The sequence below is a fragment of the Janthinobacterium sp. BJB446 genome (assembly GCF_002735655.1).
Taxonomy (GTDB): Bacteria; Pseudomonadota; Gammaproteobacteria; order Burkholderiales; family Burkholderiaceae_D; genus Janthinobacterium; species Janthinobacterium lividum.
Genome location: NZ_PDZK01000004.1, coordinates 209,608 through 221,217, shown reverse-complemented (window position 1 = coordinate 221,217; position 11,610 = coordinate 209,608). Strand labels below are relative to the sequence as shown.

Annotated in this window: 11 protein-coding genes; 5 read left to right on the top strand and 6 right to left on the bottom strand. The window is 63.6% G+C overall.

The window, feature by feature from the left end:
- Positions 1-11 precede the first annotated feature (11 nt).
- The 6 genes from CSQ92_RS23080 to CSQ92_RS23055 form a co-directional block, all read right to left on the bottom strand.
- Positions 12-848, bottom strand: a complete 837-nt coding sequence (locus CSQ92_RS23080) for an ABC transporter ATP-binding protein (RefSeq protein WP_052140232.1) — start codon at positions 846-848, stop codon at positions 12-14.
- A gap of 127 nt (positions 849-975) precedes the next feature.
- A complete protein-coding gene (locus CSQ92_RS23075) occupies positions 976-2,295 on the bottom strand; it encodes an ABC transporter substrate-binding protein (protein WP_099395499.1) in 1,320 nt (439 codons plus the stop codon).
- Between the two features lie 65 nt (positions 2,296-2,360).
- Complete coding sequence (locus CSQ92_RS23070) at positions 2,361-3,419, bottom strand: branched-chain amino acid ABC transporter permease (RefSeq protein ID WP_034752817.1); 1,059 nt, start codon at positions 3,417-3,419, stop codon at positions 2,361-2,363.
- Positions 3,420-3,502: 83 nt separating this feature from the next.
- Positions 3,503-4,399 (bottom strand): branched-chain amino acid ABC transporter permease, encoded by an 897-nt coding sequence (locus CSQ92_RS23065; protein WP_198521486.1) that lies wholly within the window; start codon positions 4,397-4,399, stop codon positions 3,503-3,505.
- 19 nt (positions 4,400-4,418) lie between these two features.
- Positions 4,419-5,234 carry an ABC transporter ATP-binding protein gene (locus CSQ92_RS23060; protein ID WP_034753577.1) on the bottom strand — a complete coding sequence of 272 codons (816 nt, stop codon included), beginning with the start codon at positions 5,232-5,234 and terminating at the stop codon, positions 4,419-4,421.
- Between the two features lie 14 nt (positions 5,235-5,248).
- On the bottom strand, positions 5,249-7,180 hold the full coding sequence (locus CSQ92_RS23055; protein WP_099395498.1) for an AMP-binding protein: 1,932 nt from the start codon (positions 7,178-7,180) through the stop codon (positions 5,249-5,251).
- A gap of 180 nt (positions 7,181-7,360) precedes the next feature.
- On the opposite strand from CSQ92_RS23055, the gene CSQ92_RS23050 reads away from it, so the two are divergent.
- Genes CSQ92_RS23050 through CSQ92_RS23030 form a run of 5 tightly spaced genes read left to right on the top strand, consistent with a single transcriptional unit; the run spans position 7,361 to position 11,608 of the window.
- The gene (locus tag CSQ92_RS23050) at positions 7,361-8,059 is read left to right on the top strand and encodes a Crp/Fnr family transcriptional regulator (RefSeq protein WP_034783773.1); all 699 of its coding nucleotides are present in this window, start codon (positions 7,361-7,363) and stop codon (positions 8,057-8,059) included.
- A complete protein-coding gene (locus tag CSQ92_RS23045; RefSeq protein WP_099395497.1) occupies positions 8,046-8,765 on the top strand; it encodes a hypothetical protein in 720 nt (239 codons plus the stop codon). The genes CSQ92_RS23050 and CSQ92_RS23045 overlap by 14 nt, the downstream gene beginning before the upstream one ends.
- Positions 8,766-8,795: 30 nt before the next feature.
- Entirely contained in the window at positions 8,796-10,619 is a 1,824-nt protein-coding gene (locus tag CSQ92_RS23040; protein WP_099395496.1) for an aminopeptidase P family protein, read from the top strand.
- A complete protein-coding gene (locus CSQ92_RS23035; RefSeq protein ID WP_070258377.1) occupies positions 10,619-10,867 on the top strand; it encodes a hypothetical protein in 249 nt (82 codons plus the stop codon). Before CSQ92_RS23040 ends, CSQ92_RS23035 begins: the two co-directional genes overlap by 1 nt.
- Positions 10,868-11,608 (top strand): MgtC/SapB family protein, encoded by a 741-nt coding sequence (locus tag CSQ92_RS23030; RefSeq protein WP_034783768.1) that lies wholly within the window; start codon positions 10,868-10,870, stop codon positions 11,606-11,608. It begins immediately after the preceding gene.
- Positions 11,609-11,610: the final 2 nt, after the last annotated feature.

The window sequence follows — 11,610 nt, the reverse complement described above, 5'->3', positions numbered from 1 at the left end:
CAACTCCGATGTCAGGCCAGCCAGCGCTTGCGGCGGCGGTAGAACTTCATGTCGCGGAAGCTCTTGCGCCCGGCGCTGGACACGCCCAGGTAAAACTCTTTGACGTCTTCGTTGCTGGCCAGTTCCTGCGCTTGCCCTTCCATCACGACGCGGCCGTTTTCCAGGATGTAGCCGAAGTCGGCGTAGCGCAGCGCCACGTTGGTGTTCTGTTCGGCCAGCAGGAAAGACACGTTTTCCTTGTGGTTCAGGTCCTTGACGATGCCGAAGATCTCTTCGACGATCTGCGGCGCGATGCCCATCGACGGCTCGTCCAGTAAAATCATCGATGGCTTGGCCATCAGCGCGCGGCCGATGGCGCACATCTGCTGTTCGCCGCCCGAGGTGTAACCGGCCTGGCTGCCGCGCCGGGTTTTCAGGCGAGGAAAGTAGTGGTACACCTTTTCCAGCGCGTCTTTCAGCTCGCCGCGCGACAGGCTGCGCGTGTAGGCGCCCGTCAGGAGGTTTTCCTCGATGGTGAGGTGGCCGAAACAGTGGCGCCCTTCCATCACTTGCGACAGGCCCCGCTTGACCAGTTCATTCGGCGTCAATTGATCCACGCGCTCGCCCTTGAACTGGACTTCGCCCTTGGTGACGTCGCCCCGTTCGCCGCGCAACAGGGTCGAGATGGTTTTCAGGGTGGTCGACTTGCCGGCGCCGTTGGCGCCCAGGAGCGCCACGATCTTGCCTTGCGGGACTTGCAGCGACACGCCCTTCAGGACCAGGATCACGTGGTCGTAGATGACTTCGATATTGTTCACCGACAGGTAGGGCGGTGGCGTTTCCGGTGTTTGCGTGGCAGTGGGTGTCATGGCTGCTTCGTTTTCATAGGGTGTTGGCGATGCTGTCGGATTACGCTTCGCTAATCCGACCTACGTGGATGCGGCGTAGGTCGGATTAGGCCGCAGGCCGTAATCCGACACCACCATCGGCAGCGATTTACTTCATGCACGCCGGCGTGATCTTTTTCTCTTCGGCGTACTTGTTCGACGATTCCTCGACCAGCTTGCGCACCAGGGCCTTGTCGCCGACGATCCATTTCGGCGTGATGGCGGTCCATTTCTTGCCATCCCACTGCTGCACTTTCACGGCGCCCGAGCCTTCATGGTCGTCGCAGCTGGTTTTCACGGTCGGGAACATGCCCAGCGCGCCGACGGCCTTCTGGCGCACATCGTCGACGTTCAGGTTTTCCAGGCCCCAGCGCATCTGCTCGCCCGTGATCGGTTTGCCCTTGCCGAATTTTTCCTGCGCCACGCGGATCGCTTCCACCCACAGGATGCCGGCCGTTACGCCGCGCATGTGGTAGACGGAGCCGATGCGCGACTGGTCGGACAGGTTGCCCTTGCCGGACGCGTAGAGTTTCTTGCGGATGTCGTCGAGCACGGGGTAGTTGCCCGGCGTATTGAACGTCATCGCCGTGTAGCCCTTGGCCGCATCGCCCGATGGAATCGTGTCTTCCTCGGAGCCGGCCCACCAGACGCCCAGCATTTTGTCGCGTGGAAAGCCGTTGCGCTGCGCCGTCTTGATGGCAACGGAGTTCATCACGCCCCAGCCCCACAGGATCACGTGGTCCGGCTTGGCCTGGCGGATCTGCAGCCATTGCGATTGCTGTTCGCTGCCTGGCGGTGCGACGGGAATTTTCACCAGCTCGAAGCCGTACTGTTTCGACAGCGCTTCGAGCACGGGCAGCGGCTCCTTGCCGAAGGCCGAATCGTGGTACAGGTGGACGATCTTCTTGCCTTTCAGCTTGTCCATGCCGCCATCCTTGTCGCCCAGGTACTTGATCATGGCGGCGGCCTGGCTCCAGTAGCTGGAGATCAGCGGATACACATACGGGAAGACCTTGCCGTTGGCGGCGTCCGAGCGGCCGTAGCCGATCATCGTCATGGGGATCTTGTCTTGTGCCACGCGGTCCAGGATGCCGTAGGCGACGCCGGTGGACAAGGTTTCGACCAGGGTGGCGCCGCCCTGCTTGGTTTTCAGGCGTTCATAGCATTCGACGCCGCGCGACGGGTTGTATTCGGTTTCGCATTCTTCCCAGCTGATCTTGACGCCATTGACGCCGCCGGCCTGGTTGACCAGGTTGAAGTAGTCGATGATGCCGCCGTAGAAACCGGAGCCGCCGGCCGCGTACGGGCCCACGCGGTAGGACGGCAGGGCGATGTACTGTTCCTTGTCCTGGGCTTGCGCGCTGCCGGCCATGGTGAGTGCGGCACTGGCGATGGCGGCGGCCAGCATGAGCGATTTGATGTGTTTCATTGTGTGTCTCCTCTTGTTTTATTTGATTTCAAGTCAATCGACATCAGACAGCAAGGTACAAATTCCTAGTGCGGGAAAGGCCACAGGCGCAGTTTCTCCTTCGCGATCTGCCACAGCCTGGCCAGGCCGTGCGGTTCGACGATCAGGAAGAAAATGATCAGCGCGCCGAACACCATCAGTTCCAGGTTCGAAGCCACGCTGGTCGGCAATGCCAGGCCATGCGCGATGGTGTTCAGGAAGACGGGCAGCAGCACGATGAAGGCCGCGCCGAGGAAGGAACCGAGAATCGAGCCGACGCCGCCGATGATGATCATGAACAGGATGCGGAAGGACAGGTCCAGGTTGTATGCTTCCGGCTCCACCGTGCCCAGGTAGGCATACGCATACAGCGCGCCGGCCACGCCGCAATAGAACGAGCTGACGGCAAAGGCCAGCAGCTTGGTGCGCATCAGGCGGAAACCGATCACTTCGGCCGCCATGTCCATGTCGCGCACGGCCATCCACGAGCGGCCCACGTTCGAGCGGATCATGTTCTTGGCCAGCAGCGCCATGCCGGCGACAATCGCCAGCACCAGCAGGTATTTGCTTTGCGGCGTGTCGAACTGGTAGCCAAGGATGGTCATCTTCTGCACCGTGATCACGCCCGAGGAGCTGTAGTTGGTGAGATACGGGATCTTGGTCAGGCACCAGACGACAAAGAACTGCGTCGCCAGGGTGGAGGCCGCCAGGTAAAAGCCGCGGATGCGCAGGGAAGGCAGGCCGAAGGCGATGCCCACCATGGCCGCGCACAGGCCGCCGAGGATGAACGACACCAGCAGCGGCAAGCCCGGCAGGCGGGCCATGAAGTTATACGAGGCAAAGGCGCCCACGGCCATGAAGGCGGCCGTGCCCAGCGACAGCTGGCCCGCGTAACCGGTGAGGATGTTCAGGCCCAGCGCCGCCAGGGCGAAGATCAGGAAGGGAATCAGGATCGCCGACAGCATGTAGGGCGAGGCGAAATACGGCAGGAGGAAGACGGCGACGAGGAGCGTGGCCGTCAACGCCAGGCGGTCTTGCCGGATCGGGAAAATCTGGTTGTCAGCCTGGTAGCTGGTCTTGAATTGTCCTGCTTCACGGTAAATCATGGCGTGTCCTTTGCTGGCTGTTTTGGCTGTTGTCGGGTTACGCGCCATGCGCTAACCCGACCTACGATGCTGTTACGGTGGCGTTATATTCGCCGGATGATCTTCTCGCCGAACAGGCCTTCCGGCCGCACCAGCAGGAACAGCAGGGCCAGCACATACGGGAACCAGCCTTCGATGCCGCCGCCCACCATGGGACCGAGGTAGACTTCGGCCAGCTTTTCCGACGCGCCGATGATCAGGCCACCGACGATGGCGCCCGGCACCGACGTAAAGCCGCCGAGGATCAGCACCGGCAGCGCTTTCAAGGCGATGAAGGTGAGGGCGAACTGCACGCCGTTGCGCGCGCCCCACAGCAAGCCGGCCACCATGGCCACCAGGCCCGCCACGCCCCACACGACGGCCCAGATGCGCTGCAGCGGGATGCCGACCGCCAGTGCCGCCTGGTGGTCGTCGGCGACGGCGCGCAGGGCGCGGCCCACCTTGGTTTTCGAGAACAGCAAGGCCAGGCAGATCACCAGCAGCGCGCAGATGCCGGCCGCCATCAGGTCGAACTGCGAGATGTTGATGTCGAAGCGGTCCATCAAAAACTGCATCGGCACGTCTTCGATGGGCAGGTCCAGCTTGTGCACCTGGGAGCCCCACATCAGCTGCGCCAGGCCTTCGATGAAAAAGGTCAGGCCGATGGTGGCCATGAACAGCGTGATTTCCGGCTGGTTGACGAGCGGGCGCAAGACCACCCGTTCAATCGCCATGCCCAGCACGATCATGGTGAGCATCGTCAGCGGGATGGCCAGCCACAGCGACAGGCCGAACTTGTCCATGATGCCGACGCAGGTGAGGGCGGCGAAAAACACCATCGCTCCCTGCGCGAAGTTGAACACGCCCGACGCCTTGTAGATCAGGACAAAGCCGATCGCCACCAGCGCATACATGACGCCCGACAGCAGGCCGCCGATCAGCACTTCAAAGAAAAAATTGATATTCATTGCTATTCCTCGTCTAGTGCGCCACGCCGAGATAGGCGTTGATGACATCCTGGTTGCTGCGCACCTCGTCGGGCGTGCCGTCGCCGATCTTCTTGCCGTAATCGAGCACCACCACGCGGTCGGAGATATCCATCACCACGCCCATGTCGTGCTCGATCAGCACGATGGTCGTGCCCAGCTGGTCGTTGACGTCGAGGATGAAGCGGCACATGTCCTGCTTTTCTTCCACGTTCATGCCGGCCATCGGTTCATCGAGCAGCAAAATTTCCGGTTCGGCCACCAGCGCGCGGCCCAGCTCCACGCGCTTTTGCAGGCCGTAGGGCAGGCGCCCCACGGGCGTCTTGCGGATGGCCTGGATTTCCAGGAAGTCGATGATTTCTTCTGCCTTCTTGCGGTGCTCGATTTCCTCGCGCCGCGCAGGCCCCCAGTACAGGGCTTGCAAGAGGAAATTCGATTTCATCTTCAGGTTGCGTCCCGTCATGATGTTGTCGAGCACCGTCATGCCTTTAAAAAGGGCGATGTTCTGGAAGGTGCGCGCGATGCCGGACTTGGCGGCCGCATAGCAATCCATGCCGCGCCGGTGTTCGCCCCGGTAGATGATTTCTCCCTGCTGCGGGCGGTACACGCCGTTGATCACGTTGAGCATCGAGCTTTTGCCGGCGCCGTTCGGGCCGATGATGGCGCGGATTTCATGCTGCTTGACGTCAAACGAGATGTCGGTCAGCGCCTTCACGCCGCCAAACGACAGCGAGATGTTCTTCAGGTCGAGGATCACGGGGCCCGCCTTGCGGGCCGTGCCGAAATGGGCGTCGGGTTCGTTCATTTGCATCGTGCTGTGCTCCATCATGCGGCCAGGCCCTGGGGCCGATACGTTTTGCTGTCCCAGATCTGCAGGTCGGCGCTGGTCGAACCGGTGCGGCCATCCTCGAATTTCACCTGGGTCTCGATGTATTGCGTTGTCTTGCCCTCATACAGGGCGGAGATGAGCACCGCGTATTTTTCGGCGATGAATTTGCGGCGCACCTTGCGCGTGCGGGTCAGCTCGTCGTCGTCCGGATCGAGTTCCTTGTGCAGCACGAGGAAGCGGTGCACCTGCGTGCGGTCCATCAGCGGGTCGGCCGCCAGTTCCGCGTTGACTTGCTCGATGCAGTCGCGGATCAGGCCATAGGTCTCGGCGCGCGCCGCCAGGTCGGTGTAGCCGGAGTAGGCGATGCCGCGCCGCTCGGACCAGTTGCCCACCGCTTCGATGTCGATATTGATGAAGGCGCACACCTGGTCGCGCGCATGGCCGAAGGCCACCACTTCCTTGATGAAGGGGAAGAACTTGAGCTTGTTTTCGATGTAGTTGGGGGCGAACATGGCGCCGCAATTCATCTTGCCGACGTCGGCCGCGCGGTCGATGATTTTCAGATGGCCTTCGCTATCGAACACGCCCGCATCGCCCGTATGGAAATAGCCGTCGCTGTCGATCACTTCGGCGGTGGCGTCGGGGCGCCTGAAGTAGCCGCTCATGGTGGCCGGCGACTTGACCAGCACTTCGCCATTCGCCGCCAGCTTGACTTCCACGCCCGGCGCAGGCAAGCCGACGCTGTCGAACTTGATGTTGCCATCCGGTTGCAGACAGACATAGGCGCAGGTTTCGGTCGAGCCGTACAGCTGCTTGAGGTTGACGCCGATGGAGCGGTAGAAGCGGAACAGGTCGGGGCCGATGGCGGCGCCGGCGGTATAAGCCACGCGCACGCGCGACAGTCCCAGCACGTTTTTCAGGGGGCCGTAGACGAGCAGCTCGCCCAGCTTGTAGCTGAGGCGGTCCGCCAGCGATACGGGCTTGCCATCCAGGATCTGCGCGCCGCAGCGCTTGGCCACGTCCATGAAATGGCTGAACATGTGGCGCTTGATGCTGCTCGCGTCTTCCATGCGTATCATCACGCTGGTGAGCATGTTTTCGAACACGCGCGGCGGCGCAAAGTAGCAGGTGGGGCCGATTTCGCGCATGTCGATCATCACCGTGTCGCCCGATTCGGGGCAGTTGACGGTAAAGCCGGCCACCATGGCCTGCGCCAGCGAGAACAGGCAGTCGCCCACCCACGCCATGGGCAGGTAGGACAGGATGTCTTCCTCGTCGGTGAGCTTGTCGAAGGCGACGCCGCCAATGCCGGCAGCCAGCAGCGCCGTGTGGCTCTGGCATACGCCCTTCGGCTTGCCCGTGGTGCCCGAGGTGTACAGGATCACGGCGGAGTCGCTCCCTTGGCCCGCTGCCACGGCGGCGTCGAAAAAGCCCGGGTGTTCGCGGTCATAGGCCCGGCCCAGCACCTGCAGGGCGGCAAAGGACATCAGTTCCGGCTGGCGGTAATGGCGCATGCCCCGTTCATCGTCATAGGCGATGTGGGCGACGTGCGGGTACAGCGCTTTGAGTTCGAGCAGCTTGTCGACCTGCTCCTGGTCTTCGACGATGGCGTAGCGGATGTCCGCATCCTGCAGCACATAGGCCATGTCGGCGGCCGGCGCGTCCTGGTACAGTGGCACGGGCACGCCGCCCAGACTTTGCGCCGCCAGCATGGCCCAGTACAGGCGGGGACGATTATCGCCGATGATGGCCAGGTTCATGCCGCGCTGGAAGCCGATGGCTGCCAGGCCGCAGGCCAGCGCGCGTACTTCCTCGTTGACTTCAAGCCAGGTCCAGGTTTGCCAGATGCCCAGGTATTTTTCGCGAAATGCGGGCTTGTCGGATCGTACTGTCCCGTGTTGCAATAAGCGCCGCGGAAAAGTCGGCATTGCTGCTGTGGTATTCGTTTGCACCAGTGTCTCCCTGTTGCTTGTCTCAGGCCCCACCTCGTTGGATGGCGCTCTGTGTTTTTTATGTGTAAGGCGTTTGTGCAATGATAGTAGCTTGCGTTAGTTTGCCAAGTTGTCTTTTCGGGGACATTTACCCACTTTTCGATGGTGCATCGCACAATGACCAATCCTGATATCAGCCTCAAGGATGCCGTGCGCGCGGCGCACTGGGCACAGCTGCTCGATCCCGTTCAACTGGCCCGGGTCGAGGCGGATGTGTTTGAAACCTTCGTGCCGAAAGGCGGCTTTGTCTGCCGCAAGGGCGAGCCGGTGGACAACTGGATCGGCGTCATCAGCGGCATGGTCAAGATGAATAATTTTTCCGCTTCCGGCAAGGCCATGACCTTTATCGGCGTGCCGCCCGGCAGCTGGTTCGGAGAAGGTTCATTACTGAAGAATGAAATCCGCAAATACGACACCATGGCCCTGCGCGACACGCGCGTGGCGCGCCTGCCCGGCGCCACCTTCCACTGGCTGCTGGAAACGAGCCTGCCATTCACGCGCTTCCTGCTGATGCAGCTCAACGAGCGCCTGGGCCAGTTCATCGGCATGGTGGAAAACGAACGCCTGCTGGACCTGAACACGCGCGTGGCGCGCTGCCTGGCCTCGATGTTCAATTCGCACTTGTACCCGGGCGTGGAAACCTTGGTGCAGCTGTCGCAGGAAGAAATCGGACTGTTGTCCGGCTCTTCGCGCCAGCGCGCCAACCAGGCCTTGCAAGTGCTGGAAAAAAAAGGTTTATTGCGCCTCGATTACGGCGGCATCCGCGTGCTGGACCTGGAAGGCTTGCGCCGCTATGAGGCCGATGATGGCGAATGACGTGTCGATGGACGAGGTGCGGCACCTGACGGAGCAGCACTACCAGTCGTTCCTGCAGGCGCGCCTGGCTGGCGCCAAGGCCCTGGCGCGGCTCGATGCGGCCATGCAGGCGCGCCACGCCATGCTGCCGATGCCGATTACCCTGCGCGAACTGGCCTTGCTGCCGCAATTGCGCGATGCCTCCTTGCTGGCGCTGGCCCGCTCGCCGCACAGCGGGCACTGGAGCCGCGACGACATCGGCGATACGGATCCCGCGCAAGAGCTGGCCGGCGACGCAGCGTATGCGGATTTTGCGCGCGTCATCCTGGAAGAAGCGGCTGCGCACGTCGCCGCCATCCATGCGGGCCAGCTGCCGTATGTGGCCGATGCGGCCTTTGCCACGGCCGATTCCGGCGTGCTGGCGCGCGCCGCGCGGGTGGCTGCCTACCGCGATGACGCATGGTTCGCGCCCGTCATCGCCACCTTGCTGCCGCAAGTATGCGTGGCGCCCGGCACGGCGAAAAGCGCGCCGTCGCAGTCGCTGGCCATGGCGCTGGGCCATGGCGTGGAAACCATCCCCACCCAGGCAAGCCTGGAAGCCCTGCGCGCGGCGCTGGACCAGGTGCGCCACGCGGGCATCCGGAAAAAACTCGAACGCAACCTGAAACCGGCGGAAAAGGCGTTGCGGGCGCGCAGTGCCTTACCCGGGCTAATCGGGGTATCATAGGCACTTCCCAGCACCGCTCTTTTCGTCCCCATGCAGACACCTGACCAAGCCACTCCCGCCTCCCGTTTGTCGCAACTGCGCGGCGCCATGCGCGCGCAGCACATCGACGCCCTGATCGTGCCCTCGGCCGACCCGCATCTGTCCGAGTATCTGCCGGCCCGCTGGCAGGGCCGCGAGTGGCTGTCGGGCTTTACGGGCTCCGTCGGCACCCTGGTCGTGACGCAGGATTTCGCCGGCGTGTGGACCGATGGCCGCTATTGGGAACAGGCGGAAGACGAACTGGCCGGCAGCGGCATCGTCCTGAAGAAAATCCCGTCCGGCGCCAGCGTGCTGTATATCGACTGGCTGGGCGAGGCCATGCAGCCGGGGCAGACGGTGGCCGTCGATGGCGCCGTGCTGGGCCTGGCCAATGCGCGCCTGCTGCAACAGGCGCTGGGCGCGCAAGTGACGCTGCGCACGGACACCGATGTGCTGCAAGCCGTGTGGCCGGATCGTCCGGCCATGCCCGCCGCACCCGTGTTCGAGCATGCGGCCGCGTATCCCTCGCTGTCGCGCACGCAAAAACTGGCGGCACTGCGCGCCAGCATGGCGGCCCAAGGCGCCAGCCACCATGTGATTTCCACGCTCGACGACATCGCGTATCTGTTCAACCTGCGCGGCGCCGACGTCAGTTACAACCCCGTCTTCCTCGCGCATGCGCTGGTGGGACCCGAGCGCGCCATGCTGTTCGTCGCCGACGGCAAGGTGCCGGCGGCCCTGCGCGCCACCCTGGAAGCCCAGGGCGTGGACGTGGCCGCGTATGACCGTGCCGGCGCCGCATTGGCCGCCTTGCCTGCCGGCGCCACCTTGCTGCTCGACCCGCGCCGCATCACGTTCGGCACGCGCCAGGCCGTGGCCGATGGCGTGCAGGTGGTCGAATCGATCAACCCGACCACCCTGGCCAAGTCGCGCAAGACGGACGGCGAGGCGGCGCATGTGCGCGCCGCCATGGAGCAGGATGGCGCCGCCCTGTGCGAGTTTTTCAGCTGGCTGGACGCCACCCTGGCCGATCCGCAGCGCGCACCGTTGACGGAAATCGGCGTCGACGAGCACCTGACGGCCGCCCGCACCCGCCGCGCGCACTTTGTCAGCCCCAGTTTCGGCACCATCGCCGGCTTCAATGCGCATGGCGCCATCATGCATTACCACGCACATGCGGGCAGCGAGGCTACCATCGAAGGCGACGGCTTGCTGCTGATCGACTCGGGCGGCCAGTATTGGGGCGGCACCACGGATATCACCCGCGTGGTCCCCGTCGGCACGATCACGGCCGAGCACAAGCGCGATTTCACCCTGGTCTTGCGCAGCATGATCGCCCTGTCGCGCGCGCAATTCCCGCGCGGCGTGAAGTCGCCCATGCTGGACTCGATTGCGCGCGCGCCCCTGTGGGCCGAGGGCATCGATTTCGGTCATGGCACGGGCCACGGCGTGGGCTTTTTCCTCAACGTCCACGAAGGGCCGCAATCGATTTCCCAGTCCGCCATGCCGGAGCCGCAGACGGCCATGGAACCTGGCATGATCACGTCCATCGAGCCGGGCATCTACCGTCCCGGCCAGTGGGGCATCCGCATCGAGAACCTGGTGCTGAATGTCCCGGCAGGGACGACGCAGTTTGGCGAATTTTTGCGTTTTGAAACCCTGACCCTGTGCCCGATCGACACGCGCTGCGTGGAGCGTTCGCTATTGCGCGACGACGAGGCGGCCTGGCTCAACGACTATCACGCGACCGTGCGCGCGCGCCTCGCGCCGCACCTGGCCGCGCCGGCCGATGCGCCTGCGCTGGCGTGGCTGGAACAGCGCACGGGAGCCATCTGATGCGCTCGACCCGCGCCACGTCCGCCATCGAGCGGCTCAAGGAACGCACCGGCCAGCGCCTCTACACGATGGCGCGCACGGGCGATGAACTGTTCTTCCTCACGGAAGGGCCGGGCTTGCCGCCCCTGTGCCCGCCGCTGGAACTGGACGCCTTTGTCGCCTTCGTCAATGGCCTGGGGCCGCAAAAGGCGCGCCGCGTCAGCAAGCTCGACGTGGCGTTTGAAAAGCAGCTGAGCAAAAAGCCCTAAATGCCGACCATCGACTTCCTGCGCGCCTACTGGTCGCCGGCCGAGCTGGCGACGAATGGCGTGATCCTGCTGAACCTGCTGGGCGCGCTGCTGCTGGGCTTGCTGGTTGGCTATGAACGCTCGTATCACGGGCGCGCGGCGGGCATGCGCACCTACAGCCTTGTCTGCATGGCCTCGGCCGCGCTGACGGTGCTGGGCGGCTATCCCGAGTTCTGGTACGGCGGCCATGGCGCCATCGTCGGCAGCGACCCCACGCGCGTCATCCAGGGTATCGTCACGGGCGTGGGTTTTCTCGGCGCCGGCGTCATCATGCGCGAGGGTTTCAATATCAGCGGCCTGACGACGGCTGCCTCGATCTGGGCTTCGTCTGTGATCGGCATCATGGTCGGCATCGGCTTTTATCTGTCGGCCATGGGCCTGGCCTTCCTGTGCGCGATGGCGATGATTTTTCTGTCAAAATTGGAGAACTGGCTGCCGTCGCGCCACGCGGTGGCCATCACCATGCGCTTCCGCCAGGGATTTATTCCGCGCGAAGATGCGCTGCGGCGCATGGCGGCCAAGCGCGGCTACGACATCGCCAGCGGCTCGCTGACCATCGGCAGCAATGAAGGCATGCAGGAATGGCGCTTCGTCGCCATCGCGCATGGCAAGAACACGGGCGCCAGCCTGTCCGCCATGTCGGCCGAACTGGCCGCTTTCGAGGGCATTGCCGGCTTCCAGCTGTCGCACGCACGCAATTGAAA

Bases quoted from the DNA above. Each gene is read 5' to 3' on its own strand.
- CSQ92_RS23060 (WP_034753577.1), bottom strand. From the start codon at position 5,234: ATGCAAATGAACGAACCCGACGCCCATTTCGGCACGGCCCGCAAGGCG.
- CSQ92_RS23075 (WP_099395499.1), bottom strand. From the start codon at position 2,295: ATGAAACACATCAAATCGCTCATGCTGGCCGCCGCCATCGCCAGTGCC.
- CSQ92_RS23050 (WP_034783773.1), top strand. From the start codon at position 7,361: ATGACCAATCCTGATATCAGCCTCAAGGATGCCGTGCGCGCGGCGCAC.
- CSQ92_RS23045 (WP_099395497.1), top strand. From the start codon at position 8,046: ATGATGGCGAATGACGTGTCGATGGACGAGGTGCGGCACCTGACGGAG.
- CSQ92_RS23080 (WP_052140232.1), bottom strand. From the start codon at position 848: ATGACACCCACTGCCACGCAAACACCGGAAACGCCACCGCCCTACCTG.
- CSQ92_RS23040 (WP_099395496.1), top strand. From the start codon at position 8,796: ATGCAGACACCTGACCAAGCCACTCCCGCCTCCCGTTTGTCGCAACTG.
- CSQ92_RS23070 (WP_034752817.1), bottom strand. From the start codon at position 3,419: ATGATTTACCGTGAAGCAGGACAATTCAAGACCAGCTACCAGGCTGAC.
- CSQ92_RS23055 (WP_099395498.1), bottom strand. From the start codon at position 7,180: ATGCCGACTTTTCCGCGGCGCTTATTGCAACACGGGACAGTACGATCC.
- CSQ92_RS23035 (WP_070258377.1), top strand. From the start codon at position 10,619: ATGCGCTCGACCCGCGCCACGTCCGCCATCGAGCGGCTCAAGGAACGC.
- CSQ92_RS23030 (WP_034783768.1), top strand. From the start codon at position 10,868: ATGCCGACCATCGACTTCCTGCGCGCCTACTGGTCGCCGGCCGAGCTG.